The 24,755-nt window shown below is 65.6% G+C and carries 25 protein-coding genes and 1 tRNA gene; 19 read left to right on the forward strand and 7 right to left on the reverse strand.

The features are described from left to right. Window positions 1-13: 13 nt before the first annotated feature. From E6C48_RS01155 to E6C48_RS01180, 6 genes are all read left to right on the forward strand, one after another. Window positions 14-1,684, forward strand: a complete 1,671-nt coding sequence (locus E6C48_RS01155; protein WP_136353137.1) for a ribonuclease J — start codon at window positions 14-16, stop codon at window positions 1,682-1,684. A 121-nt stretch (window positions 1,685-1,805) separates the two neighbouring features. Then, a complete protein-coding gene (gene mce / locus E6C48_RS01160; RefSeq protein ID WP_136353139.1) occupies window positions 1,806-2,210 on the forward strand; it encodes a methylmalonyl-CoA epimerase in 405 nt (134 codons plus the stop codon). After that, a complete protein-coding gene (locus tag E6C48_RS01165) occupies window positions 2,207-2,500 on the forward strand; it encodes a DUF1467 family protein (protein WP_136353141.1) in 294 nt (97 codons plus the stop codon). Before mce ends, E6C48_RS01165 begins: the two co-directional genes overlap by 4 nt. A 550-nt stretch (window positions 2,501-3,050) precedes the next feature. Continuing rightward, the gene (proS, locus tag E6C48_RS01170) at window positions 3,051-4,379 is read left to right on the forward strand and encodes a proline--tRNA ligase (RefSeq protein ID WP_136353143.1); all 1,329 of its coding nucleotides are present in this window, start codon (window positions 3,051-3,053) and stop codon (window positions 4,377-4,379) included. Next, window positions 4,376-5,680, forward strand: a complete 1,305-nt coding sequence (locus E6C48_RS01175) for a lipoprotein-releasing ABC transporter permease subunit (protein ID WP_407940932.1) — start codon at window positions 4,376-4,378, stop codon at window positions 5,678-5,680. The genes proS and E6C48_RS01175 overlap by 4 nt, the downstream gene beginning before the upstream one ends. Further along, entirely contained in the window at window positions 5,680-6,375 is a 696-nt protein-coding gene (locus E6C48_RS01180) for an ABC transporter ATP-binding protein (protein WP_136353957.1), read from the forward strand. Before E6C48_RS01175 ends, E6C48_RS01180 begins: the two co-directional genes overlap by 1 nt. A gap of 476 nt (window positions 6,376-6,851) precedes the next feature. Here the strand turns inward: E6C48_RS01180 and lipB are convergent, their stop codons facing one another. Then, complete coding sequence (lipB, locus tag E6C48_RS01185; protein WP_136353145.1) at window positions 6,852-7,595, reverse strand: lipoyl(octanoyl) transferase LipB; 744 nt, start codon at window positions 7,593-7,595, stop codon at window positions 6,852-6,854. A gap of 127 nt (window positions 7,596-7,722) precedes the next feature. Between lipB and E6C48_RS01190 the strand changes: the two genes are divergently transcribed. Further along, complete coding sequence (locus tag E6C48_RS01190; RefSeq protein WP_136353147.1) at window positions 7,723-7,902, forward strand: hypothetical protein; 180 nt, start codon at window positions 7,723-7,725, stop codon at window positions 7,900-7,902. A 256-nt stretch (window positions 7,903-8,158) separates the two neighbouring features. Here E6C48_RS01190 and E6C48_RS01195 read toward each other — a convergent pair. Next, window positions 8,159-8,243: transfer RNA gene (locus E6C48_RS01195), tRNA-Leu, on the reverse strand. 272 nt (window positions 8,244-8,515) lie between these two features. On the opposite strand from E6C48_RS01195, the gene mgtE reads away from it, so the two are divergent. Both mgtE and E6C48_RS01205 read left to right on the forward strand, forming a co-directional pair. Next, a complete protein-coding gene (gene mgtE, locus E6C48_RS01200) occupies window positions 8,516-9,934 on the forward strand; it encodes a magnesium transporter (RefSeq protein WP_136353149.1) in 1,419 nt (472 codons plus the stop codon). Between the two features lie 207 nt (window positions 9,935-10,141). Then, on the forward strand, window positions 10,142-10,528 hold the full coding sequence (locus E6C48_RS01205) for a MerR family transcriptional regulator (RefSeq protein WP_136353151.1): 387 nt from the start codon (window positions 10,142-10,144) through the stop codon (window positions 10,526-10,528). A gap of 18 nt (window positions 10,529-10,546) precedes the next feature. Here E6C48_RS01205 and E6C48_RS01210 read toward each other — a convergent pair whose 3' ends face one another. Continuing rightward, window positions 10,547-11,023, reverse strand: coding sequence for a methyltransferase family protein (locus E6C48_RS01210; protein WP_136353153.1), 477 nt, complete (start codon window positions 11,021-11,023; stop codon window positions 10,547-10,549). Further along, window positions 11,020-12,012, reverse strand: a complete 993-nt coding sequence (locus tag E6C48_RS01215; RefSeq protein WP_136353155.1) for a heparan-alpha-glucosaminide N-acetyltransferase — start codon at window positions 12,010-12,012, stop codon at window positions 11,020-11,022. The genes E6C48_RS01210 and E6C48_RS01215 overlap by 4 nt, the downstream gene beginning before the upstream one ends. A 176-nt stretch (window positions 12,013-12,188) precedes the next feature. On the opposite strand from E6C48_RS01215, the gene E6C48_RS01220 reads away from it, so the two are divergent. The 3 genes from E6C48_RS01220 (at window position 12,189) to cobO (ending at window position 14,623) form a co-directional block, all read left to right on the forward strand. Then, window positions 12,189-13,388 carry an MFS transporter gene (locus tag E6C48_RS01220; protein WP_136353157.1) on the forward strand — a complete coding sequence of 400 codons (1,200 nt, stop codon included), beginning with the start codon at window positions 12,189-12,191 and terminating at the stop codon, window positions 13,386-13,388. A gap of 118 nt (window positions 13,389-13,506) precedes the next feature. Beyond that, on the forward strand, window positions 13,507-14,004 hold the full coding sequence (gene cobU, locus E6C48_RS01225) for a bifunctional adenosylcobinamide kinase/adenosylcobinamide-phosphate guanylyltransferase (protein ID WP_230978649.1): 498 nt from the start codon (window positions 13,507-13,509) through the stop codon (window positions 14,002-14,004). 1 nt (window position 14,005) lies between these two features. Beyond that, complete coding sequence (gene cobO / locus E6C48_RS01230) at window positions 14,006-14,623, forward strand: cob(I)yrinic acid a,c-diamide adenosyltransferase (RefSeq protein WP_136353161.1); 618 nt, start codon at window positions 14,006-14,008, stop codon at window positions 14,621-14,623. 438 nt (window positions 14,624-15,061) lie between these two features. Here cobO and cbiB read toward each other — a convergent pair whose 3' ends face one another. Beyond that, the gene (cbiB, locus tag E6C48_RS01235) at window positions 15,062-16,030 is read right to left on the reverse strand and encodes an adenosylcobinamide-phosphate synthase CbiB (RefSeq protein WP_136353163.1); all 969 of its coding nucleotides are present in this window, start codon (window positions 16,028-16,030) and stop codon (window positions 15,062-15,064) included. Between cbiB and cobD the strand changes: the two genes are divergently transcribed. Both cobD and E6C48_RS01245 read left to right on the forward strand, forming a co-directional pair. Then, a complete protein-coding gene (gene cobD, locus E6C48_RS01240; protein ID WP_206086423.1) occupies window positions 16,029-17,084 on the forward strand; it encodes a threonine-phosphate decarboxylase CobD in 1,056 nt (351 codons plus the stop codon). The genes cbiB and cobD overlap by 2 nt on opposite strands. Further along, entirely contained in the window at window positions 17,081-17,602 is a 522-nt protein-coding gene (locus E6C48_RS01245) for a tyrosine phosphatase family protein (RefSeq protein WP_230978631.1), read from the forward strand. Before cobD ends, E6C48_RS01245 begins: the two co-directional genes overlap by 4 nt. A 170-nt stretch (window positions 17,603-17,772) precedes the next feature. On the opposite strand, the gene E6C48_RS01250 is transcribed toward E6C48_RS01245, so the two are convergent. Further along, window positions 17,773-18,567 carry a creatininase family protein gene (locus E6C48_RS01250; protein WP_168734419.1) on the reverse strand — a complete coding sequence of 265 codons (795 nt, stop codon included), beginning with the start codon at window positions 18,565-18,567 and terminating at the stop codon, window positions 17,773-17,775. A gap of 30 nt (window positions 18,568-18,597) precedes the next feature. Continuing rightward, complete coding sequence (locus tag E6C48_RS01255; protein ID WP_136353167.1) at window positions 18,598-18,981, reverse strand: RidA family protein; 384 nt, start codon at window positions 18,979-18,981, stop codon at window positions 18,598-18,600. A gap of 231 nt (window positions 18,982-19,212) precedes the next feature. Between E6C48_RS01255 and E6C48_RS01260 the strand changes: the two genes are divergently transcribed. The 5 genes from E6C48_RS01260 (at window position 19,213) to E6C48_RS01280 (ending at window position 24,753) form a co-directional block, all read left to right on the forward strand. Next, on the forward strand, window positions 19,213-20,214 hold the full coding sequence (locus E6C48_RS01260) for an ABC transporter substrate-binding protein (RefSeq protein ID WP_136353169.1): 1,002 nt from the start codon (window positions 19,213-19,215) through the stop codon (window positions 20,212-20,214). Between the two features lie 141 nt (window positions 20,215-20,355). Then, the gene (locus tag E6C48_RS01265; protein ID WP_230978632.1) at window positions 20,356-21,183 is read left to right on the forward strand and encodes an ABC transporter ATP-binding protein; all 828 of its coding nucleotides are present in this window, start codon (window positions 20,356-20,358) and stop codon (window positions 21,181-21,183) included. Continuing rightward, on the forward strand, window positions 21,155-22,021 hold the full coding sequence (locus E6C48_RS01270; RefSeq protein ID WP_407940933.1) for an ABC transporter permease: 867 nt from the start codon (window positions 21,155-21,157) through the stop codon (window positions 22,019-22,021). The genes E6C48_RS01265 and E6C48_RS01270 overlap by 29 nt, the downstream gene beginning before the upstream one ends. A 1-nt stretch (window position 22,022) precedes the next feature. Further along, window positions 22,023-23,336, forward strand: a complete 1,314-nt coding sequence (locus E6C48_RS01275) for a cytosine deaminase (protein ID WP_136353173.1) — start codon at window positions 22,023-22,025, stop codon at window positions 23,334-23,336. Window position 23,337: 1 nt separating this feature from the next. Continuing rightward, window positions 23,338-24,753: an FAD-binding oxidoreductase gene (locus E6C48_RS01280; protein WP_136353175.1), complete on the forward strand. Its 1,416-nt coding sequence runs from the start codon at window positions 23,338-23,340 to the stop codon at window positions 24,751-24,753. Window positions 24,754-24,755 lie beyond the last annotated feature (2 nt).

Genomic DNA, 24,755 nt, shown 5'->3' on the forward strand with positions numbered 1-24,755 from the left:
GGAAGGAACCCTCATGGCGAAATCAGACAATGCCGAACTCGTCTTCGTGCCGCTCGGCGGCGTTGGCGAGATCGGCATGAACTTCGCCCTTTACGGCTACGGCCCGGCGGACGATCGCGAATGGATCGTCGTCGATGTCGGCGTCACCTTTCCCGACCCCGCGCATCCCGGCGTCGATCTCATCCTGCCCGACACCCGCTTCATCGAGGAGCGGCTGGCGAACCTGCGCGGCATCGTCATCACCCACGCGCATGAGGACCATTACGGTGCGCTGCACGACATCTGGCCGAAGCTGAAGGTGCCGGTGTGGGCAAGTCCGTTCACCGCCGGCATGCTGGAGGCCAAGCGCCAGGGCGAGCAGGGCGCGCCGAAAATACCGGTGACCGTCTACCGGGCCGGCGAGAAATTCACGCTCGGGCCGTTCGAAATCGAGGCGATCCCGGTGGCGCATTCGATCCCCGAGCCGTTCTCGCTGGCGATCACCACGCCGGCCGGCACCGTCATCCACACCGGCGACTGGAAGATCGACCTCGCGCCGGCCATCGGACCGAAGACCGATGAGGCGCGCTTCCGCGCCTATGGCGACAAGGGCGTGCTGGCGCTGGTCTGCGATTCCACGAATGCGCTCAGGGAAGGGGAGTCTCCGACCGAGCAGGCGGTGGGCGCGAGTCTCAAGGAGATCATCAGCAAGGCAGAGGGCAGGGTGGCGGTCACCACCTTCTCTTCCAATGTCGGGCGCATCCGCTCTATCGCGGAAGCAGCGCGCGACGCCGGCCGGCAATGCCTGCTGCTTGGCCGCTCGCTGAAGCGCGTTGTCGATGTCGCAGGTGAGCTCGGCTATCTGGACGGGCTGCCGGAATTCATCGCCGAAGAGGACTACGGCTTCATTCCGCGCGACAATCTCGTCGTTATCTGTACCGGTAGCCAGGGCGAGCCGCTGGCGGCATTGGCAAAACTGTCGCGCGACGAGATGAAGTCCGTGGCGCTGACGGCCGGTGACACCGTCATCTTCTCCTCGCGCACCATTCCCGGCAACGAAAAGGCGATCCTGGAGGTCAAGAACCGGCTGATCGACCTCGGCATGAAGATCATCGAGGACGGTGATGCGCTGGTGCATGTCTCGGGCCATCCGCGCCGCAGCGAGTTGAGGCAGATGTATGAGTGGGTGCGGCCGAAGATCGGCGTGCCGGTGCATGGCGAGGCGGCGCATCTGGTGGCGCAGGGCTCGCTGATGGCGATGGCCGGCATCGGCCAGGTGGCGCAGATCCGCGACGGCGACATGCTGAGGCTGGCGCCGGGTGCGGCCACCATCATCGACCAGGTGCCGTTCGGCCGCGTCTACAAGGACGGCAGGCTGGTCGGCACCGACGAGGCGATGGGGGTGAAGGACCGGCGCAAGCTGTCCTTCGCCGGGCATGTGGCGGTCAACGTCGTGCTGGACGAGAAATACGAACTGGCTGGCGATCCGGACCTGGTCGCCATCGGCGTGGCGGAAACGGACGGTTCCGGCGAGGCGCTGGAGGAGCTGATGCTCGATGCGGCAATCGGTGCGGTGGACTCCATCCCCCGCCAGCGCCGAAAAGACCTCGATCTCGTGCAGGAATCCGTGCGCCGCGCGGTGCGCGCCGCAGCCAACGAGGCCTGGGGCAAGAAGCCGCTGGTGACGGTGTTCGTGACGAGATGAAATTAGGGCAGTAGGAGAATAGGGCAGTAAGGCAGTATGTTTTGGAGGAAGCTTTCCGCTTTTCCGGTTCCCTGCTGCCATACCGCCGTACTGCCCTACTGCCTTGCTCACGGAGCTACTCATGCTCGGCCGCCTGAACCATGTCGCCATTGCCGTGCCCGACCTTGCCGCGGCGACGGCGACCTATCGCGATACGCTGGGCGCCCCAGTCAGCGCGCCGCAGGCATTGCCGGAGCACGGCGTGACGGTGGTGTTCGTCGATGTCGGCAACACCAAGGTGGAGCTGCTGGAGCCGCTGGGCGAGGGCTCGCCGATCGCGGCATTCCTGGCCAAGAACCCGTCCGGCGGCATGCACCATGTCTGCTACGAGGTGGACGATATCCTCGCCGCCCGCGACAGGCTCAAGGCCGCCGGTGCGCGCGTGCTCGGTGATGGCGAGCCGAAATTAGGGGCACACGGCAAGCCGGTGCTGTTCCTGCATCCGAAGGACTTTTCTGGTACGCTGGTTGAACTGGAGCAGTCATGACCGGAGGAAGCTTCACCGCCTGGGATTGGATCTCCCTGATCGCGGTCTATTTCGTGGTCTGGTGGATCACCCTGTTCGCGATCCTGCCCTTCAGCTTTCGCGCACAGGATGAAGAAGAGGTGGTGCTGGGTACGCATGCCAGTGCGCCCAAGAAGTTGCGCTTCTTCTATATCGTCCTGTGGACGACCGTCTGGTCGCTGATCGTGTTCGGCGCCTATTATGGCGTGACGGCCGGGCTCGGCTTCGGCGTCGACGACCTTCCGCAAATCCTGCCCACCTACGGCCGGTAGTTCGCCTTGCGGGCATTGTCGCAACCGCTTTTTTTGGGTCGCATTTCCGCACCCAAAACCGTTTCACGCTTTTACTGGGAATGCCCTGCTATCGAGCCTAGCGAGGCGCAAGCTTAAATCTTCAAGCTGTGCCTGAACTGTTTGCCGCAAGTGTCGATTTTCCAAAAAAAAATGCAAGGCACGAAGCCTTGCAATTGAACGCGTCCGATCCGTTTCCGGAATTCCGGCGGCAGCGAGTGACCGCGCCTAGATCGCATCCTCCCAAGACTTTGACCGCGTAGGAAGGCAGATTGTTCTCTGCCCTCTCGGTTATCGGGGCACACTAGACCAAGCTTCATGGCGATGTCACGGAAAATTTTGCTTTGAAACAAGCATTCATGTGCTGCATTGCACAATGAATAGGCTCGAACTGCTTGTTGAACAGTCAAGACGAGGTGCTTCAAGCGCGTGGCTTGGGTTTCCATTCCGCCATGAAATGGCTATGAAGCCCAGGCAAACAGCCTGCTTCGCGCCGATTCTGGCGCGCGCCACCTCTCTCACGGAACCTTTCATGCGTCTGTCGCGCTACTTCCTGCCTATTCTCAAAGAAAATCCCCGTGAGGCCGAGATCGTCTCGCATCGCCTCATGCTGCGCGCCGGCATGATCCGCCAGCAGGCCGCCGGCTCCTTCTCCTGGCTGCCGCTCGGCAAGAAGGTGCTGGACAAGGTCTGCAAGATCATCCGCGAGGAGCAGAACCGGGCCGGCGCGCTGGAAATCCTGATGCCGACCATCCAGTCGGCCGACCTGTGGCGCGAGAGCGGCCGCTATGACGATTACGGCAAGGAGATGCTGCGCATCAAGGACCGGCACGAGCGCGATATGCTCTTCGGTCCGACCAACGAGGAGATGGTGACGGAAATCTTCCGCTCCTACGTCCGCTCCTACAAGGACCTGCCGCTCAACCTCTATCATATCCAGTGGAAGTTCCGCGACGAGGTGCGGCCGCGCTTCGGCGTCATGCGCTCACGCGAATTCCTGATGAAGGACGCCTATACGTTCGACATCGATTTCGAAGGGGCGCGGGCGGCTTACAACCGCATGTTCGTGTCCTACCTGCGCACCTTCACGCGCATGGGCCTGCAGGCGATCCCGATGCGCGCCGACACCGGCCCGATCGGCGGCGACCTCAGCCACGAATTCATCATCCTGGCCGAGACCGGGGAGAGCCAAGTGTTCTGCGACCGCGACTACCTTTCGCTGCCTGTGCCCGGCGAGAATACCGATTTCACCAACGACGCCGAGATCGACGGCATCGTCAAGGAATGGACCACGCCCTACGCGGCGACCGACGAGATGCACGACGAAGCGGCCTGGACCAAGGTGCCGGAGACGCACAAGCTGTCAGCGCGCGGCATCGAGGTCGGCCACATCTTCCACTTCGGCGAGAAGTATTCCAAGCCGATGGGCGCCAAGGTGACCGGGCCGGACGGCAAGGACCATTTCGTTTCGGGCGGCTCCTACGGCATCGGCCCCAGCCGGTTGGTGGCGGCCATCATCGAGGCCAGCCACGACGACAACGGCATCATCTGGCCGGAGGCGGTGGCGCCGTTCGACGTCGGGCTGATCAACATGAAGCCGGGCGACGCCGGCTGCGACGCGCTTTGCGAGAAGCTCTATGCCGCCTACGAGAAGGCTGGCAAAGATGTGCTCTACGACGACACCGACCAGCGCCCGGGCGCCAAGTTCGCCACCGCCGACCTTATCGGCCTGCCCTGGCAGGTCATCGTCGGGCCGCGCGGCGTCGGCGACGGCACGGTCGAGGTGAAGAACCGCAGGACCGGCGAGCGCGACGTCCGCAAGGTCGAGGACCTGCTGGCCTCGGTGGAGAAGGCCGCGTGAGCAGCACCGCCGCAGCCGCCGTGCCGGCGAAGCAGGGCAAGGCCGGTGCTGGCGCGTTTTCCGGTTTCGAGCGCATGGTGGCGTGGCGCTACCTGCGCTCGCGGCGCAAGGAGACGGTGATCTCGGTCATCGCCTCGATCTCCTTCCTCGGCATCATGCTGGGCGTCGCCACGCTCATCGTCGTCATGGCGGTGATGAACGGTTTTCGCGCCGAGCTGCTGACCCGCATCCTCGGCATCAACGGCCACCTGATCGTCACGCCGGTGGACATGCCGCTGGAGGACTATGCGGCGGTGGCGGAGCGCATCAACAAGGTGCAAGGGGTCAAATACGCCATTCCGCTGATCGACGGACAGGTGCTGGCGCAGGGCAATGTCGGTTCGGGAACCGGCGCGCTGGTGCGCGGCATCCGCGGCGACGACCTCGGCAAGATGACGCTGGTGGCCGACAACATCAAGCAGGGCACGCTGGAGGGTTTCGACGGCGGCGAGGGCGTCGCGATCGGCACGCGCATGGCCGAGGCGCTCGGCCTCGTCGTCGGCGACACCATCACGCTGATCTCGCCAGACGGCGACGTGACGCCGCTCGGTACCACGCCGCGGCTCAAAGGCTATAAGGTGGCCGCCATCTTCGAGGTGGGCATGTCGGAATACGACAGCGCCATCATCTACATGCCGTTCTCCGAGGCGCAGCTCTATTTCAACATGGAAGGCAAGGCGCAGAGCATCGAGATCTATGTCGACAATCCCGACAATGTCGATGCGCTCAAGCCGAAGGTGGAGGCGGCGGCGCAGCGGCAGATCTACATGACCGACTGGCGCCAGCGCAACCAGACCTTCTTCTCGGCGCTCGAGGTCGAGCGCAATGTCATGTTCATGATCCTGACGCTGATCGTGCTGGTGGCGGCGCTCAACATCATTTCGGGCCTGGTCATGCTGGTGAAGGACAAGGGGCACGACATCGCCATCCTGCGCACCATGGGGGCGACGCGCGGCGCGATCCTGCGCATCTTCCTGATGACGGGTGCCGCCATCGGCGTCGTTGGAACCATAGCCGGCGTGGTCCTCGGCATGATCGTGTGCCTCAACATCGAGCGCATCCGCGAGTTCTTCTCGTGGCTGTCGGGCACGGTGCTGTTCAATCCGGAGCTCTATTTCCTGTCGCAGCTTCCGGCGCGCATGGACCTGCGCGAAACGCTGTCGGTCATCGCCATGGCGCTGGTGTTGTCGTTCCTGGCAACGCTCTTTCCGGCATGGCGGGCGGCGCGGCTCGATCCGGTCGAAGCCCTGAGGTACGAATGATGGCGGCGCCGATCATCGAACTGCGCGGCGTCGAGCGGCACTACGTACAGGGGCCGCGCCGGCTGACGATCCTCAACGGCGCCGACTTTTCGCTGAACCGCGGCGAGATGGTGGCGCTGGTAGCGCCGTCCGGCACCGGCAAGTCGACGCTGCTGCACACAGCCGGGCTGCTGGAGCGGCCGGACGCCGGCGACGTCATCCTGTCCGGGCGCGCCTGCGGGCGGCTGTCGGACGAGGAGCGCACGGCTATCCGCCGCAACGACGTCGGCTTCGTCTACCAGTTCCACCATTTGCTACCGGAATTCTCGGCTCTGGAAAACATCATGATGCCGCAGCTCATCAAGGGGCTGGGGCGCAAGGAAGCGGGCGAGCGGGCGGCCCAGCTGCTCGATTACATGCAGATCGGCAAGCGGGCGCAGCATCGGCCGTCAGAACTGTCGGGCGGCGAGCAGCAGCGCGTGGCGATCGCGCGCGCCGTTGCCAACGCGCCCCTGGTGCTGTTCGCCGACGAGCCGACGGGCAACCTCGACCCGGCCACGGCTTCCTACGTGTTCGACGCGCTCGAGGCGCTGGTGCGCCAGTCCGGTCTCGCCGCGCTGATCGCCACCCACAACCACGAGCTCGCCGCGCGCATGGATCGCCGCGTGACGCTGGCCGAGGGCAGGGTGGTGCCGTTGCCGGCCGCCCAGCTTTAGAAGCCTGATTGGTGATTTGACCGCGGCGGGCGTCGAGCGTGGCTCTCGACGCTCAAATGCTGGGGCGCCGCGCGTCCGTTCTCGAAATTCCATCTTTTCCGGAACGGATTCCCGCGAATCAAATCCGCTGCTTGCCTGACCTCATCCGGCCGGTGCGGGGCCCTGTCCCGCAACCTTTTTTTAACCCTGTGACGCGCGAGCCCGCGACCGGCGGCTTTGCCCGCTTTCTTCGTTTGACATTTGAACAAAAATAGAACAAATTACGAACATATTAAAAACAGGAGAGAGTTATGACCGATCTGGTTCACGATGTCGTCTCGCTGGTTTGCATGAGCACCTTCCTCGTCTCGATGGCGATGTGGATCGGCGCAATGTGAGAATGAGCCGGTGCGGCGCACCGGCACGGGAAGTGGCGCCGCTGCATGATGCCGGCGCCGTCGAAGGGAAAAAACACAAAACGGGCAGGGTGCCGGCGATCAGCCGGCCTTGCGGGCGGGTAGAGCCTCGGCGAGTGCGGCTGGACCGAACACCGTTTCGAAGGCGGCCTTCAGTGCCAGGTCGAGATCGGTCATCGTCACCGGCAGGCCGAGGTCGACGAGGCTGGTGACGCCGTGGTCGGCGACGCCGCAGGGTACGATGCCGCCGAAATGCGTCAGGTCCGGTTCGACGTTGATGGCGATGCCGTGGAAGCTCACCCATTTGCGAAGGCGGATGCCGATGGCGGCGATCTTGTCTTCGGCAGGCTGGCCGTCCGGCATCGGCGGACGGTCGGGCCGCACCACCCAGACGCCGACGCGGTCTTCACGCCGCTCGCCGCGCACCGTGAAGGCGGCAAGCGTCTGGATGATCCATTCTTCCAGCGCCGCCACGAAGGCGCGCACATCCTCGCGCCGCCGCTTCAGGTCGAGCATGACATAGGCGACGCGCTGTCCGGGGCCATGATAGGTATATTCGCCGCCGCGCCCGGCCGCGTAGACGGGAAAGCGATCCGGATCGATCAGGTCGGCGGGCTGGGCGCTGGTGCCGGCGGTGTAGAGCGGCGGGTGCTCGACCAGCCAGACCATCTCGCCGGTCGCGCCCGAGCGGATCGCTTCGGCGCGCTGTTCCATGAAGGCCAGCGCCGTCGCATAGTCCGTCAGGCCAGGCTCGATGCGCCATTCGACCGGCTCCGATCCAGGGACGGGGAGAAAGGACGTGGCGAGCTGGCTGCGTTCTGGCATGGCTGATCTCGTTTACCCTTGATATGGCCGCAATCGGCGCAAAGGTCCAGAGCGCCAGGCCGATGCGTCGGGTTTGCGGACAGGCCGATTAACGGCTGGTTGACGCTTCTGGCGCATAGGGCTGGTTATGGCCGAAGAGAACGACAGCAGACGATCGGACTGGCGCGGGATCGGCGCCGCCTTGCTGCAGATTGGCGCGATCTTCGTGCCGATCGCGCTTTGCATGCTGGTACTGGCGAACCTTTCGACCCATGTCCCGCCGCAGGCGATCGACGCCGTGCGGACCGGTTCCATCGACCGTCGTTGAGACGGCGCTTCGGCGGCTTGCGAACGACTTGGATGCCCGAACTGGCAACGCTTTCGGATCTTCCAGCGCAAGGCGACGTGCTTTTGCAATGCGAGGCCGAATCCGAGCGGATTCGAGCTAGCGATAGTCGACCGGACGCGAAACGCATCGAGCGCTGAAAATCGGTGTAAAGGTAGTGGAAGGTGTAAAGACATCCACGCCGGTCAGAATCCGGGCAGGCTCAAAAGCTGTAGAAATGCCGGATTGGGAAAAGTGTTGGTGCGGTCGAGAAGACTCGAACTTCCACGGGTTGCCCCACAGCGACCTCAACGCTGCGCGTCTACCAATTCCGCCACGACCGCACGTGGTAGGAGCCGGAAGGTGCCGGCCCGCGGCGTGTAGCAAATCGCCCAAGGCGAAACAAGTGCGAGTTCGGCAATATTCGCCGCAATTCATGTTCCCGTCACAGGCTTTGCATTTCTATCTTGAGCGCCGGCCGGTCCGGCTTGGCGATATGCACCGTCAGATGCAGCGGATCGCCATCCGTCGGGGCTTAATTCGTTTGATATTCCCGCGCGTTGCGCGCTAGACCTGACACCCACTCTTTCCCGGATCGCGGCAGCCGGAGACGCCGATGGAAGGCCAGCACGAACAGACCGACGACGCCCGGGCTGCCGAAGGCCAGCACGCCGACATCTACGACGAGGACGGCGTGATCAGCCAGTCGTTCCTGGTTCATGTCGGCGCGGCGATTGCCGACCGCGACACGCTGACGCTGAAGCGCGATGTCGGTGACCTGCACCAGTCCGAACTCGGCGACCTGCTGGAAGCGCTGGCGCCGGAGCAACGGCGGGCGCTGGTGGAACTGCTCGGCACCGATTTCGATTTCTCGGCGCTAACGGAGGTCGACGAGGCCATCCGCCTCGACATCGTCGACAACCTACCGAACGCGCAGATCGCGCAGGCGGTGCAGGAACTCGATTCCGATGACGCCGTCTACATCCTGGAGGACCTCGACCAGGAGGACCAGGACGAGATCCTGTCGCAGCTCCCGTTCACCGAGCGGATCAGGCTGAGGCGCGCCCTCGATTACCCGGAAGAGACGGCCGGCCGGCGCATGCAGACCGAGTTCGTCGCCGTGCCGCCGTTCTGGACGGTGGGCCAGACGATCGACTACATGCGCGAAGACAACAACCTGCCTGATCGCTTCAGCCAGATCTTCGTCATCGACCCCACCTTCAAGCTGCTCGGCGCCGTCGATCTGGACAAGATCATGCGCACCAAGCGGGCGGTGAAGGTCGAGGAGGTGATGCACGAGACGCGCCACGCCATTCCCGCGACCATGGACCAGGAAGAAGCGGCGCGCGAATTCGAGCAATACGACCTCTTGTCGGCGGCCGTCGTCGACGAGAACGAGCGGCTGGTCGGCGTGCTCACCATCGACGACGTGGTCGATGTCATCCAACAGGAAGCGGAAGAAGACCTTCTGCGCATGGGCGGCGTCGGCGACGAGGAACTGTCGGACTCGATCCTTTCCACGTCCCGCTCGCGCGTGCCGTGGCTCCTGGTCAATCTTGTCACCGCGTTCCTGGCGGCTTCGGTCATCGGCCTGTTCGATGCGACGATCCAGCAGATCGTGGCGCTGGCCGTGCTGATGCCGATCGTCGCCGGCATGGGCGGCAATGCCGGCTCGCAGACCATGACGGTGACGGTGCGCGCGCTGGCGACCAAGGACCTCGACATCTACAACGCCTGGCGCGTCATCCGCCGCGAGATCGGCGTCGGCTTCATCAACGGCGCGGTTTTCGCCGTTCTCATCGGCCTTGTCGCCGGGACCTGGTTCGGCGATCCGAACCTCGGCGGCATCATCGCCGCGGCGATGATCATCAACATGTTCGCGGCGGCGCTGGCAGGCATCCTCATCCCGCTTCTGCTCGACCGGCTCAACATCGATCCGGCGGTGGCGTCGGCCGTGTTCGTCACCACGGTGACCGACTGCGTCGGGTTCTTCGCCTTCCTCGGACTGGCGACATGGTGGTTCCGCTATTCGTAGGACGGGCAGGGCACCGCCGATCGGCCAAAGTGGTTAGCGCGCCCGCAATTGACTTTTACGTAAGGGCGGTGCCAAGTGTCGCCCGGCGATTTGGCCTGCCACTCTGGCGGCTCCCGCACAATCGGCTATTCCGTCGTGCTGCGACGGCCAGCTACCAACGACCGCCCCGGAGGATCGATGCCGGTTCGCCAAGCGCAAGGAATGACGATGCGGGAATACTACTCGATCACGGAGTTGACGCGCGAGTTCGACATTTCGACGCGCACGCTGCGCTTCTATGAGGACGAGGGGCTGATCCAGCCGGTGCGGCGCGGCCGTACGCGTCTTTTCAAGCCATCCGACCGTCACCTGGTGCGGCAAATCCTGCGAGGCAAGCGGCTCGGCTTTTCGATCAGCGAAATCCGCGAGATCATCCAGATGTACAAGGAGCCGCCGGGCGAGGTCGGGCAACTCAAGCTGATGATCCGGCGCATCGAGGAGAAGCGCGAGGAATTGCGGCAGAAGCGACGTGATCTCGAAGAGACGTTGGCCGAACTCGACCAGGCCGAGGAGTCCTGCGTCGAGCGGCTGGCGGAACTCGGCGTCAACACCTGAGCCTGTCCAGAAGCGCGTTCAAATCCACCGGCGCACGCGCTTGGCGTAGTCGCGATACTTCTTGCCGAAGCGCTGGGCGAGGATCTTTTCTTCGTATTCCACCGCCAGCTTGCCGGTGAGGAAAGCCGCGACGAACGCCATCAGCAAGGTCCAGACGTTGGCGGTGACCAGCGCGATGCCGATCAACAGCAGCGTCGCGGCGAGGTAGATCGGGTTGCGCGAGACGGCGAAGGGGCCGCCGGTCAGGAGATGCTCCGGCGTGCCCTTGGGATTGAGCGTGGTGCCGGCGCGGCGCATCGTGCGGACGGCGCTGAACCACAGCGCCAGCGCCGCGACGATCGCGATCCAGCCGAAGGCGAGCAGGATGTCGGCCAATATGCCGCCGATCCACGGCGGCGGGACGAAGACGCCAAGCACGATGCTGACGACGAGCGCCGCCAGATAGATCAGCGGCGGCAGGGGCACGAAGCCCGTATGCCGGACGGTCTCGCTCATGGCTTTTCCTCCTCCATCGCCTCGTCGGTGCGCACCGTGCAGGTGCCGGCGAGATCGGCGACCCGCTGGCGGAAGGCCGCATCGTGGTCGCCCTTGAACAACCGCTCGAGCATGGCGTTGTCCTTCAGTTCGCCCAACATACAGCCGCAATAGCGCGGGCAGAAGGCCGCATCGCGGCTTTGCTGGCAGGATGCGGTGCAGGAGCTCAGGAAACTTTCCTGCGGCGACAGCACAGGCGCCGGCACGACCTGCGAGAACAGCCAGACGCAGGCGATCAGCACCGGCTGGTGGATCAGGTAGAAGGCGAGGCTGTGCTGGCCGGCGAGCACCAGCGGCTTCAGGCGGCGATGAACGGAAAGCTGCCGCGCCCGCTCCATCAGGCCGGAGGATATGGCAAGGCGGGTGACGCCGATGCCGGCAAGCACGGCGCCGAACCAGGGAAACAGCGGCACGTAGTCGTTGGAGCGCGGATCGACCGTCGAGAGGCCCAGCCACCACAGCGCCGGATGGTCGAAGGCCGGCGAGCGCAGATAGTGCGGGGCGGCGACGACCAGTGCCGCCACGACCAGCGTGAGCAGTCCCGGCAGGCGCAGGAAGGCGAGGCCGAGCAGGCTCGCCAGCGCGATCTCGTGCAATATGCCGAAGAAGATGAAGGTGTCGGGCGTGGCGAACCGGGTGACGATGCTGATGGCGGCGGCCGCGGCGACCACCATGGCGAGCCGTTTCCAGAAGCCGGGCCAGCGAATGCCGCGTCCATGCGCCAGCACCAGGCTGACGCCGACCAGGAACAGGAAGGTCGAGGCGATGCAGCGCGCATAAAACTTCCAGCCGCCGAAGGCGGTGAGGCCGGGCGAGACATAACCGAAGAATTCAAGGTCCCAGGTGAAATGGTAGCTCGCCATGGCGAGCAAAGCGAGGCCGCGCGCCACGTCGAGAGCGAGGATGCGGCCCGAAGCTTTCCGGCCTGGTTGACTGGGTTCAGCGCTCATCGTTCGTCTCTCACGCCCCGGCCCGAGGGGTAGGGCCAAACCGGTCGCCTGTAAAGTTGGGCCAGAGGCCATAAAGGCTTGGCCGGCTTCGTATTTCGGCGGCATGGCGTCGGTTTCCTGATACCGGTTCGAATCGAGCCGGCGCATTTTCCCGGTGCCTATTCTGCCGAGTCGTCATGGCCTCGCACGTCCGTCACCCGATCTGGCTTCCTGCCGTGCGGCCGGCGGACGCGCGCACCTTCGCCACCCTCTACGCCATCGAATCCTTCGCGCGGGCGACGGTTTCCAGCGTCATCCCGATCCAGGCCTACGAAATCCTGAGAAGCGAGCAGACGGTCTCGATCCTCTATACCGCCGTGTCGCTGACCGGGCTTTCGGTGACGCTGTTCATGCCGCTGCTCATCCGCCGCTTCGCCCGGCGCTGGGTCTACACGGCGGGTGCCGTGCTGCTCGCCATCGGTTCGCTGTTCTTCGTCACCCACACGCTGGCCGGGCAGGCGCTGGGCATGCTGGCGCGCGTCATGGGGGCGAGCGCGCTGTCGATCACGCTCAACCTCTACATCATGGACCACATCCGCAAGGCCGATTTCACGCGCTCCGAATCGCTGCGCATGGCGCTGTCGATGATCGCCTGGACGTGCGGGCCGACGCTCGGCATCTTCCTCTACACGCATTACGGCATCTATGCCGCGCACGGCGCCGTGGCGGTCTTCGCGCTCGGGCTGCTTGCGCTGTTCTGGTACTACCGGCTGAGCGACAACCCGCTGATCGCCGCCGGCAAAAGCCGCGCCTCCAATCCGCTCGCCAATATCGGCCGCTTCATCGCGCAGCCGCGATTGAGGCTCGCCTGGCTGATCGCCTTCGGCCGCTCCTGCTACTGGACGACCTTCTTCGTCTACGGGCCGCTTTTGATGGTGGTGACGGGGCAAGGGGAGCTTGCCGGCGGCCTGCTCATCTCGGCCGGCAACGCGCTGTTGTTCTGTGCCATCTTCTGGGGCCGGATCGGGCGGCGCTACGGGTTGCGCAGGGTGATTTCCTTTTCCTTCATGGCCATGGCGGTGGTGCTGTGGGCGGCGGGCGCGGTGGGAGCGTCCCATCCGCTGGTGACGGCCGGCCTGCTGCTGGTCGGGGCGCTGTTCACCATCGCGCTCGATGCACTCGGCTCCACCACCTTCATGCGGGCGGTCCATGCCTACGAGCGGCCGCAGATGGCGGCGGTCTACCGCACCTATCTCGATTTCTCCGAACTCACCCCGCCGCTGGTCTATTCGGTGGTGCTGGCCTTCTTCGGCCTCGGCTCCGTCTTCGTCACGCTGGGGTTTCTGGCCGCTGCCTGCGGCATCGTTTCATGGCGCTACCTGCCGAAGTCGATGTGAGGAGCCCGGCCGTTCGCGTGGCTCCGTTTGCCGTAGCCGGACGGCGTTCCTATAGTCCGGCGAGGCCATGGATTCGATCGTGGCGAGACGGAAAAAGGATTTCCTTTTGACAGGCAGCCTGACCTTCCTGCTCGGCGGCGCCCGCTCCGGCAAGAGCGCATATGCCGAGCGGCTGGCGACGGCGCTGCCGGCGCCGTGGACCTATATCGCGACGGCCGAAGCCTATGACGAGGAGATGCGCGAGCGCATAGTGCATCACAGGGCGCGCAGGGGCGAAGGGTGGCAGACCCTCGATGCGCCGCTCGACCTTGCCGGCGCGCTGGATTCCCTGCCCGCGGGCCGGCCGGTGCTGGTCGATTGCCTGACGCTGTGGCTGACGAACCACATGCTGGCCGAGCACGATGTCGAGGCCGAATGCGCAAGGCTGGGCGCGGTCCTTTCGCGGCCTCGCGGCCCGTGGTTCGTGGTATCGAACGAGGTGGGCCTGGGCATCGTGCCGGACAACGCGCTGGCGCGGCGCTTCCGCGACGCGGCCGGGCGGCTCAACCAGCAGGTCGCGTCGCAGGCCGATACGGTTCTGATGATGGTGGCGGGACTGCCGCTGAAGGTGAAATGACATGAGCGAGATCGACGCGGCCGAGGCCGAACGCCACAAGGCCAAGATGGCCAAGCGCAAGGCGGTGCAGGATGCCGAGGTGGCCGGCAAGACGGTTGCCGAGAAAGGCCTTCTGATCGTCAACACCGGCCCCGGCAAAGGCAAGACGACGGCCGCCTTCGGACTGGCGCTGCGCATGCTGGGCTACGGCCGGCGCGTCGGCGTCGTGCAGTTCATCAAGGGCAAGTGGCATACCGGCGAGAAGGACGCCTTCGCCGCCTTCGGCGATCAAGTGGCCTGGCACACGATGGGCGAGGGGTTCACCTGGGAAACGCAGGACCTGCAGCGCGACATCGCGGCGGCGCAAGCCGCGTGGGGCAAGGCGCAGGAGTTGATGGCCGATCCGACGATCAGCCTCGTCGTGCTGGACGAACTCAACATCGCGCTGCGTTACGACTATCTCGACCTCGAAAAGGTGGTGGCGGCTTTGAAAGCGCGCCGCGAGGGATTGCATGTCGTCGTCACCGGCCGCAACGCCAAGCCGGCGCTGGTCGAGGCCGCCGATCTCGTCACCGAGATGGGCGTCACCAAGCATCATTTCTCTGCCGGGGTGAAAGCGCAGCAGGGGATCGAATTTTAAAGCGGTTCAGGCTTTGGCGGAAGCGGCCCCTCTCCGTCTCGGCGAAGCCGAGACGGAGAGGGGTTCTCCAGCGTGAATTTCCTCGTTGCCACGCTGCCTTTCGGCCCTGGCTATTGTCAAAGAACGGACCTCATTGAATTGAGGTCGGGAAGCGGGCGCGGGGGCCGTGCCTGCTAAGTTAAATAATGGCGCGGCTTCCCGCGCCCGCCGGTGTCTTGCCTCCCCGAGGGGCGCTGCCTTGCGGCCCGCTGGCTCGGTCGAGGCCCGGACTTGGGGGTTCATCGCCCAGCCGCCTACCGCAGACGACCAGCCCGGCACCGTCTCCCGCCACAAGCGCCCGGTTCGCGACCCGCGTTCCCGCACAGGAGATGACGGGCAGTATGGGGCGGGTGCGGCAGAGGGGGATAAATTTCTTTGCACGGCGGTCTCGAGTGCGGGTCAAACCACGGCCACGACCATCCATGCCACGGCGAACAGCGCCATCAGCAGCGCGTCGGCGATGCGATAGAGCCTGAGCGCGCGGCGGATGTCGGTGCTGTCGGCCTCGCGGCGGCCGCCTTCGCCCATGAAGGCGTCGTCCACCGTCACGCCGCCATAGGTGCGCGGGCCGGCCAGCGCCAGGCCGAGCGCGCCGGCCATCGCCGCCTCCGGCCAGCCGGCGTTGGGCGAGCGGTGCTTTCTCGCGTCGCGCCGCAGGGCGGCCCACGCGGCGGCGGCGTCGGTGTCGCGCATGAGATAAGCCGCCGCCACGATCAGCAGTCCGGTCAGCCGCGAGGCGGGCAGGTTGACGAGGTCGTCGAAGCGGGCGGCGGCCCAGCCGAAGGCTTCATGGCGCGGCGTCCTGTGTCCGATCATCGAATCGGCGGTGTTGGCGGCCTTGTAGGCGACGCCGCCGGCGAGCCCGCCGAGGCCCAGCCAGAAGGCCGGCGCCACCACGCCGTCGGAGAAGTTCTCGGCCAGGCTCTCGATCGCCGCGCGGCAGACGGCCGGTTCGTCCAGCCGGTCGGGATCGCGGCCGACGATCATCGAGACGGCCTTGCGCCCGGTCTCCAGCCCACCGGAATCCAGCGCGTCGGCCACCGCCTGCACGTGCTGGCCGAGGCTCTTCTGGGCGAGCAGCATGGTCGCCAGCAGCGCGGTGAGCAGGAAGCCGAGCGGCAGTCCTTCGACGACGTGCTGCAACAGGAAAGCGAGGGCGGCAGGCAGAAGGACGATGACGAGCAGGGCCTCGATGCCGGCGAAGCGACGGCGGTTGTCGGTATCGGAGGCGCGGTTGAGCCGCCGGTCGAGACAGGCTATCAGGCGGCCGAGCCACGTCACCGGATGGCCGATCGCGCGATAGAGCCGGTCAGGGTAGCCGAACAGGGCTTCAGCAGCCAGCGACAGAAGGGCAGTCAGCACGGACATGGGGCTTCCGGACAAGGCAGTGGCGGCGGTGGATCACGGCGGAAGCCTCGGCCGGGCGCGCGCGCTGTTTCCCTTCGCGCCCGAACCGTTCGTCGATCTCTCGACCGGGATCAACCCGCACTCCTATCCGTTTTTTCAGCTGCCCGCCACCGCGCTGACACGCCTGCCGGAGGCGGCCCGGCTCGCAGAACTGACCGGGATCGCGGCCGCCGCCTACGACGCCCCGTCGGCGGCGTATGTCGTCGCAGCCCCCGGCACGCAGATCCTCTTGCCGCGCGTCGCGGCCATGGTGAAGCCGGGCCGGGCAGCGGTGCTGGGGCCGACCTATGCCGAGCACGCGCGGGCGGCAAAGCTGGCCGGCCACGGCGTTGCCGAGGTCGCCGACTTCGACGCGCTGGCCGATTTCGACCTCGCCATCGTCGTCAACCCGAACAATCCGGACGGGCGGGTCGTGCCGCGCGGGCGGCTGCTCGATCTCGCCGGGCGGCTCAACGCCAAGGGCGGCCTGCTGGTGGTGGACGAGGCCTTCATGGATGTCGGCCCGCGCGCCGAAAGCCTTGCCGGCGACGCGGGGCAGGGCGGCGTGGTGGTGCTGCGCTCGTTCGGCAAGTTCTTCGGGCTGGCTGGCGTGCGGCTGGGCTTTGCCCTGACCGATACGGCGACCGCCGCGCGGCTGACCGGCGATTTCGGCCCGTGGGCGGTGTCCGGGCCGGCGCTGGAATACGGCATCGCCGCCCTTGCCGATCACGGCTGGCAGGAGGCCATGCGCGAAAGGCTGGCCGGCGAGGCGGCGCGGCTGGACGCCTTGCTTTCCCGGTTCAGCGTTCCGGTCGCCGGAGGCACGCCGTTGTTCCGTTTCATCGATTTTGCCGGAGCGCCCGGCCTTTTTCGGGCGCTGGGCGAAAGCGGCGTCCTGTTGCGTCACTTCACCGAGCGGCCGACCGTTCTTCGCGCCGGCCTGCCGGCCTGTCAGGACGAATGGCTGCGGCTGGAAACGGCGCTTGCCGGCTGGGCGCATTCGCGTCACGATCAGGCCGAGGAGGCCCGCTCGTGACCCTTTCGGCAATTCATGTCTGTCCCTTGTCCAAGGTGGACGAGGTGGTGGCGCGAACCGGGGCAGGGCATCTCTTGTCGCTCTTGTCGATGGGCACCGAGGTCCTGCGACCGGCATCGATCCCGCCGCAGAACCACCTGCATCTGGTCATGCACGATATCGTCGAGGCACAGGACGGCATGACGATGCCGGGCGAGGCGCATGTGCGCAACCTGCTGGATTTTGCCCGCTCCTGGGACCGGGCGCGGCCACTGGTGGTGCATTGTTTTGCCGGCATCAGCCGTTCGACGGCATCGGCCTACATCATCGCCGCGGCACTTGCGCCCGAGCGGGACGAGGAGGAACTGGCGCGGACGCTGCGTGCGCTCTCGCCTTCGGCGACACCCAATCCCCGGCTGGTGGCCGTCGCCGACATGCTGCTCGAACGCGATGGCCGCATGGTCAAGGCGATCAAGGCCATCGGCCGCGGCGCGGATGCATTCGAGGGCGTGCCGTTCGAGTTGAAGGTTGAGCACTAGCGGATGGCGCCGTACCCCCACCCCTAACCCCTCCCCGCAAGGGGGAGGGGAATCTTGCGACGATATTGCAATCCACCAATCCTGGCTATTCTGGATGAAACGGCAATGCCGGCGTCTCCCTCCCCCTTGTTGGGAGGGGACAGGGGTGGGGAGTGCCGCCGTTTGCTATGTCACGCCACCCATTCCCCCAGCTTCGCCTTCCTCACGTCGCGCAGGAGCCGGATGAAGCCGTCGGCCTGGTATTCGGCGGTCAGCCGGCCCTTTTCGGCCGTGGCAAGCCTTGCTTCGCCGACGACGCCGTTCGGGTTGAGGTCGGTGGCGATCCAGGCGAAGGCGTGGGCGCCGGTCGGTTTCAGGAGTTCGAATTCCTGCTCGGCGCGCTGGACGCTGGAGACGAAATTCTCGGCCTTGTCCATGTCCACGAGGTCGGGCCGGAAGTGCAGCATGACCGACGTCTCGAAGTCGCCGCCATGGATGCCGTAGCGGTCCTCGATGTCGCTGTAGAGGCCGGCCGGGCGGCCGAAGCGCGACCAGCTCGTCTTCACCGCCAGCATCTTGAAGGCCACGCGCAACTCGCGCGCGACGATGCCCATGATCTCTTCGTTGCCGCCGTGCGAATTGACGAACACGATCTTTTTAACGCCCGCCCGTGCCACCGATGCGCCGAGGTCGGCCCAGGACTGGATGGCGGCGAGCGGCGTCAGTGTCAGCGTGCCCGGCGCATGCACATGCTCGTTCGACTTGCCGACCGACTGCACCGGCAGGATGCGGATGTCGAGATCGGCGGGCAGGCGGGAAATCACCGTCTCCAGCATGCCGTTCATGATGGTCGTGTCGGTGGAGACGGGCAGGTGCGGCCCGTGCTGCTCGATCGCCGCCACCGGCAGCACGGCGATCGTCGCCTCCGGGTCGATCGAGGCATATTCCGTGGTGCGGTAGTCGCCCCACCAAACGTGTCTGGTCACGATTTCCAACTCCTGATTCCGATGCCGCCGTCAGCCGGCGGCGATCACTTCGATCTCGACCTTGAATTCCGGCCGCGTGAAGCCGGACACGATCATCAGCGTCGAGGCCGGCGGCGTGCCGGTGAAGAGCCTGTCGCGCACGGCCATGTAGCCCTGCATGTGGGCGCGGTCGGTGACATAGGCATTGATTCGCACCACGTCGTTCAACCCCATGCCGGCCTCGCCGAGAATCGCGGCGATGTTGGCGAAGCAGAATTCCGCCTGCGCGCCGACGTCTTCCGGCACCGAATCATCGGAGCCGATGCTGAGCTGGCCCGAGCACAGAACCAGCCTTTTGCCGGCTGGCACCTCGATGCCGTGGCTGTAGCGGGCGAAAGGCGGGCGGATGGAGGCGGGAGCGAGAGGTTTCAGCATGGAAGGCGAGCCGGTTTTTGCGCCAGACTAGGCGGCGGGGCCGTGGTCCACAAGATCGATGCGCGTGCTGCGCGGCGATTGTGGACAGGGTGCCGAAAAATGGGCACGATGCCGCGCGACGACAGAAGCCGAGACGGCCCGCGCCCGAGCGCGAGGCGGCAGGTTTTTGCGCCATTTCTTCCATACCGATGCCGGTCCGGCTGCGGACGGCCAAACAGGGGGTCCAAGTCGATGAACGGAAAGCTGAAGATGGCGGCTGCGTGCGCGGCGCTCGCGCTCGGCACGACCGGCGCTTTCGCCAATGAGAAGGTCATCTTCGGCACCAACTGGCTGGCCCAGGCCGAGCATGGCGGCTACTATCAGGCGCTGGCCGACGGCGACTACGCCGCCTGCGGCGTCGACCTGACGATCCAGCAGGGCGGACCGCAGGTCGCCGGCCGGCCGCTGCTTCTGGCCGGCAAGATCGACTTCTACATGGGCGGCAACATGCAGCAGGCCTTCGACGCGGTGGCGCAAGGGATTCCGCTGCGCGTCGTGGCCGCGCATTTCCAGAAGGAACCGCAGGTGATGATGTCCCATCCGGGCGAGGGCCTGGACAAGTGGGAGGACCTGCCGAAGGCCGAGCAGTACATCGTCGGCGACGAGGGCGCGCAGAGCTTCCTGCTCTGGATGGCGGAAGAATACGGCTTCGATGTCGGCAAGCGCGTGCCCTATACCTTCAATCCCGCTCCCTTCATCGCCAACAAGAAGTCGATCCAGCAGGGTTACGTGACCTCGGAGCCCTTCGCGGTGGAGAAGGCGGGCGGCTTCATGCCGAACGTCTTCCTGCTGGCGGACTACGGCTACAGCACCTATTCGACCACGGTCGAGGCGATGCAGGACACCATCGACAAGCGGCCGGAGGTGGTTCAGTGCTTCGTCGATGCCTCGGCGAAGGGCTGGTACAAGTATCTCTACGGCGACAACAAGGCCGCCAACGAGATGATCAAGAAGGACAATCCCGACATCACCGACGAGCAGATCGCCTTCACCATCGCGCAGCTGAAGAAATACGGCATCGTCGATTCCGGCGACGCGGAAAAGCTCGGTATCGGCGCCATGACGGACGCGCGCATGAAGGATTTCTACGACAAGATGGTCAAGGCCAAGGTCGAGCCGGAAGGCATCGACATCTCCAAGGCCTACACGCTCCAGTTCGTCAACAAGGGCGTCGGGCTGGACTTGAAGAAGTAGGCCGGGCCACATCGCCCTCCCGTCATGCCCGGGCTTGTCCCGGGCAGTTGCGTACATCGAAGAAGTGAATTGCGTGAACGGTTTCAGTTGCCTGGTTGATGCTGGCAGAGCCTCGGGACGAGCCCGAGGATGACGGCGGCGGTGCCAACGACCCTTGCCGGCAGTCAGGGCAGCGGTGCGCCGCTGCTTGCTTTGCATGGCGTCGGCAAGACATTCTCCAACGGGGTGGCCGCGCTCGACACTATCGACCTGACGATCAACGAGGGCGATTTCCTCTCGCTGCTCGGCCCGTCGGGCTGCGGCAAGTCGACGGCGCTGCGCATCATCGCGGGCCTGTCGACGCCGACCTCCGGCGGACTCGACTGGCGCGGCGGCGCACTGGACCGCTCCGGCATCGGTTTCGTCTTCCAGGAGCCGACGCTGCTGCCGTGGGCCAGCGTCTTCGACAATGTCTGGCTGCCGCTTCGGCTGCGCGGCGTCTCGAAGGCGAAGGCCGCGCCGGCTGTCATGGAGATGCTGGCGCGCGTCCATCTCGACGGCTTCGCGCAGGCGGTGCCGCGCGAGCTTTCCGGCGGCATGAAGATGCGCGTCTCCATCGCCCGGGCCATGGTGACGAAGCCGCGCGTGCTCCTTATGGACGAGCCGTTCGCCGCACTCGACGAGATCACCCGCTTCAAGCTCAACAACGACCTTCTGGAACTGTGGCAGGACGAGCGCTTCACGGCGATCTTCGTCACCCATTCGGTGTTCGAGAGCGTGTTCCTGTCCAGCCGCATCGTCGTCATGGCGGCGCGGCCGGGGCGGGTGTTCAAGGACATGCCCGTGGATGCGCCCTATCCGCGCGACGAGGCCTTCCGCACCTCGCCCGCCTATGCGGCGCTCTGCCGTGAGGCATCGGACGTGCTGTCGGCGGCGATGAACGCGAACGGAGGCTCCGGTCATGACGGCCCCAATCATGACGGGCACTGAGAGCCGCGCCGTGCGGCTCGACGCCGAGGAGGCGCGGCGCCTGCGCCAGCAGCGCGTGGAGCGGATCGGCCGTTGGCTGCTGCCGCTGGCGATCATGATCGCCGCCATCTGGTTCTGGGACCGCATCTGCGTGTGGAACGAGATCCCGAAATATATCCTGCCCCGGCCGCTCGAGGTGCTGCAGACGCTGCACGACGACGCCGGGCTCTTGTTCACCTCGCTGCTTTTCACGCTGAAGATCACCTTCCTTTCGCTGCTGCTCGCCGTCGTCGGCGGGGTGGGGTTGTCGGTGCTGTTCGCGCAGTCGAAATGGGTGGAGATGTCGTTCTTCCCCTTCGCCATCGTCCTGCAGGTGACGCCGATCGTGGCGATCTTTCCGCTCATCAACATCTATGTGAACAACCAGACGGCGAAGCTGCTTCTGTGCGCGTGGATCGTCGCCTTCTTCCCGATCCTGTCCAACACGACGCTCGGCCTGAATTCGGTCGACCGCAACCTGCGCGACCTGTTCCGGCTGAACGGCGCGAGCCGCTGGCAGGAGCTTTGGCACCTGCGGCTGCCGGCCGCGATGCCCTATTTCCTCGGCGGCTTGAAGATCGCCGGCGGCCTGTCGCTGATCGGCGCGGTGGTGGCCGAATTCGTCGCCGGCGCGTCGGGACAAGCCTCGGGCCTTGCCTCGCGCATCATCGAGGCCGGCTACCGGCTCAACGCGCCGCGCCTGTTCGCCGCGCTCATCCTGATCTCGCTGACCGGCATCGTCATCTTCCTGGTGCTGTCGCTGATCTCGCACCTCGTCCTGCGCCGCTGGCACGAAAGCGCGCTGAAGCAGGAGGGGTGAGGTGAGTGCCGGCGCAGTCATCCCGGAAGCCGGGTTCTTCACGCTCGCCAATGCCCGGCTACATTCTTCGCTGACGCCGGGATTGCAAGCACCTGCCGATGCCGAGGGCTTTATCCTTGCCGATATCGATGTCGTGGACGGCAGGATCGCGCGCATCGAAGCGGCGCAGCGGGCGGTAGCGTCGGAAAGCACCGTCGATCTTGGCGGGCGCATCGTGCTGCCGTGTTTCGTCGATTGCCACACCCATATCGACAAGGGCCATATCTGGCCGCGCAAGCCGAACCCGGACGGCACTTTTCTCGGCGCGCTCGAGGCCGCCGACGCCGACCGCGAGGCGCATTGGAGTGCGGAGGATCTTACCCGGCGCATGGATTTCTCGCTGCGGTGTGCCTACGCCCACGGCACCGCCGCGCTGCGCACGCATATCGACAGCATCCCGCCGCAGGAGGATATCTCCTGGCCGGTGTTCGAGGCGATGCGGGAGAAATGGCGGGGGCGCATCGAGTTGCAGGCGTCCTGCCTGTTCGGCATCGAGCGCGTCGGCCAAAAGGATTGGTTCGACGGTTTGGTCCGGCGGGTGGCGGCGGCCGGCGGCGTGCTCGGCGCCGTGACCTACATGGCGCCGGACCTCGACGCGCTGCTCGATAGCATGTTTGCGGCGGCGACTAAGCACGGCCTCGACCTCGATTTCCATGCCGACGAGACGGACGCGCTGGAGGCGGTCTCGCTGCGCAGGATCGCCGAGGCGGCGCTGCGCCATCGTTTTCAGGGAAAAATCCTCGTCGCCCATTGCTGCTCGCTGGCGCGTCAGCCGGACGACGAGGTCAAGGCCACGCTGGACACAGTGGCTGAGGCGGGGCTTTCGGTCGTGTCGCTGCCGCTGTGCAATCTCTATCTCCAGGATCGCCGGAGCGACGGCACGACGCCGCGCTGGCGCGGCGTGACCCTGCTGCACGAGATGGAGGCGCGGGGCATCCCGGTCTGCGTCGCCTCCGACAACACGCGCGATCCTTTCTATGCCTATGGCGACCTCGACATGCTGGAGGTCTATCGCGCGGCGACCCGCATCCTGCATCTCGACCATCCGGTTGCCGACTGGCCCATGGCAATGACCACGACACCGGCCAGCATCATGCGGTTACAAAACCCCGGAAGCCTGAGGGCAGGCGGATCGGCCGACTTCGTCGTTTTCAGGGGGCGGAACTGGACGGAATTGCTGTCGCGGCCCGAACAGGATCGCATCGTGGTGCGCGAAGGGCGCGCCATCGATTGTTCCTTGCCCGACTATGCCGAACTCGACGATCTGATGGTGTGACATGACTACCACTGGGGACCTTGCGGCGCTCAAGCGCGACCTCGACGGACTGAAGATCGAGGACAACGCCAAGCTGGTTCAGCAGAAGAGCCGGGATTTCTACTGGTACAGCCCGGTGCTGAAGCGCCAGCTCGACGCCGTCACCGCCGATCTGGTCGTCACGCCGCAGTCGGAGGCCGAGGTTGTGCGGGTGCTGGCCGCCTGTCACCGGCACGGCGTGCCGGTGACGCCGCGCGGCTCCGGCACCGGCAACTATGGGCAGGCGATGCCGCTCTCGGGCGGCGTGGTGCTGAACCTTGCCGAGATGAACGCGATCACCGAGATCGCTCCGGGGCGGGTGGTCTGCGGGCCGGGCGCGATCCTGGCCGACATCGACCGGGCGACGCGGGCTCATTCCAATCAGGAGCTTCGCCTGTTTCCTTCCACCTACAATACTGCCTCCGTCGGCGGCTTCATCGCGGGAGGGTCCGGCGGCGTCGGCTCGATCAATTTCGGCGGCCTGCGCGATTTCGGCAACGTCATGCGGCTGCGCGTCGCCACGATGGAGGCCGAGCCCCGGCTGATCGACCTGACCGGCGAGGACCTGCACAAGGTCACCCACGCCTACGGCACCAACGGCATCATCACGGAGGTCGAGATGCCGCTGACGGCGGCCTACGACTGGGTGGACGTGATCGTCGGCTTCGACAGTTTCATGGGCGCGGCACGCTATGGCAACGCGCTCGCCTGTCAGGACGGGTTGCTGACGAAATTGATCACGCCGATCGCCGCACCCGTGCCGCAGCTCTATTTCAAGCGCCACGCAAAATTCTTCGCCGAGGGCATGAGCATCTGCCTCGTCATGGTGGCGCCGCAGTCGCTCGATGCTTTCCTGGCCTTCACCCGACGCGCCGGCGGGACGATCGCCTACAATGCAGCCGACCTGCCGCCCGAGGAGAAGAAGGGCCTGCCGCCAACCTACGAATTGGCCTGGAACCATACGACGCTGCGGGCGCTCAGGGTCGATCCGTCGATCACCTACCTGCAGTCGCTCTATCCGTTCCCGAACCAGCTGGCGCTGGTGGAGACAATGGACGGCCTGTTTCCGGGCGAGGTGTTCTCGCATCTGGAGTTCGTGCGGCTGGACGGTAACATCACCTGCTTCGGGCTCAACCTCGTAAAATTCACCACGGAGGAGCGGCTGGACGAGATCATCCGCACCTTCGAGGAGAACGGCTGCCCGATCTTCAACCCGCATCGCTACACGCTGGAAGAAGGCGGCATGAAGCAGACGGATGCCGTGCAGCTTGCCTTCAAGCGCGAGGCCGACCCGCAAGGCCTGCTCAACCCCGGCAAGATGATCGCCTGGGAAAACCCCGACTACGATTACCGCAGCGGCCGCACCTTCCTGTTCAAGGGGCTGGAGAGGGCTGGATGAGT

It is taken from the genome of Ollibium composti, assembly GCF_004801285.1.
Lineage (GTDB): Bacteria > Pseudomonadota > Alphaproteobacteria > Rhizobiales > Rhizobiaceae > Mesorhizobium > Mesorhizobium composti.

Excerpts from the sequence above, each read along its gene's own strand:
- E6C48_RS01155 (WP_136353137.1), top strand. The coding sequence starts at position 14 with ATGGCGAAATCAGACAATGCCGAACTCGTCTTCGTGCCGCTCGGCGGC.
- mce (WP_136353139.1), top strand. The coding sequence starts at position 1,806 with ATGCTCGGCCGCCTGAACCATGTCGCCATTGCCGTGCCCGACCTTGCC.
- E6C48_RS01165 (WP_136353141.1), top strand. The coding sequence starts at position 2,207 with ATGACCGGAGGAAGCTTCACCGCCTGGGATTGGATCTCCCTGATCGCG.
- proS (WP_136353143.1), top strand. The coding sequence starts at position 3,051 with ATGCGTCTGTCGCGCTACTTCCTGCCTATTCTCAAAGAAAATCCCCGT.
- E6C48_RS01180 (WP_136353957.1), top strand. The coding sequence starts at position 5,680 with ATGGCGGCGCCGATCATCGAACTGCGCGGCGTCGAGCGGCACTACGTA.
- lipB (WP_136353145.1), bottom strand. The coding sequence starts at position 7,595 with ATGCCAGAACGCAGCCAGCTCGCCACGTCCTTTCTCCCCGTCCCTGGA.
- E6C48_RS01190 (WP_136353147.1), top strand. The coding sequence starts at position 7,723 with ATGGCCGAAGAGAACGACAGCAGACGATCGGACTGGCGCGGGATCGGC.
- mgtE (WP_136353149.1), top strand. The coding sequence starts at position 8,516 with ATGGAAGGCCAGCACGAACAGACCGACGACGCCCGGGCTGCCGAAGGC.
- E6C48_RS01205 (WP_136353151.1), top strand. The coding sequence starts at position 10,142 with ATGCGGGAATACTACTCGATCACGGAGTTGACGCGCGAGTTCGACATT.
- E6C48_RS01210 (WP_136353153.1), bottom strand. The coding sequence starts at position 11,023 with ATGAGCGAGACCGTCCGGCATACGGGCTTCGTGCCCCTGCCGCCGCTG.
- E6C48_RS01215 (WP_136353155.1), bottom strand. The coding sequence starts at position 12,012 with ATGAGCGCTGAACCCAGTCAACCAGGCCGGAAAGCTTCGGGCCGCATC.
- E6C48_RS01220 (WP_136353157.1), top strand. The coding sequence starts at position 12,189 with ATGGCCTCGCACGTCCGTCACCCGATCTGGCTTCCTGCCGTGCGGCCG.
- cobO (WP_136353161.1), top strand. The coding sequence starts at position 14,006 with ATGAGCGAGATCGACGCGGCCGAGGCCGAACGCCACAAGGCCAAGATG.
- cobD (WP_206086423.1), top strand. The coding sequence starts at position 16,029 with ATGGGGCTTCCGGACAAGGCAGTGGCGGCGGTGGATCACGGCGGAAGC.
- cbiB (WP_136353163.1), bottom strand. The coding sequence starts at position 16,030 with ATGTCCGTGCTGACTGCCCTTCTGTCGCTGGCTGCTGAAGCCCTGTTC.
- E6C48_RS01255 (WP_136353167.1), bottom strand. The coding sequence starts at position 18,981 with ATGCTGAAACCTCTCGCTCCCGCCTCCATCCGCCCGCCTTTCGCCCGC.
- E6C48_RS01260 (WP_136353169.1), top strand. The coding sequence starts at position 19,213 with ATGAACGGAAAGCTGAAGATGGCGGCTGCGTGCGCGGCGCTCGCGCTC.
- E6C48_RS01270 (WP_407940933.1), top strand. The coding sequence starts at position 21,155 with ATGACGGCCCCAATCATGACGGGCACTGAGAGCCGCGCCGTGCGGCTC.
- E6C48_RS01280 (WP_136353175.1), top strand. The coding sequence starts at position 23,338 with ATGACTACCACTGGGGACCTTGCGGCGCTCAAGCGCGACCTCGACGGA.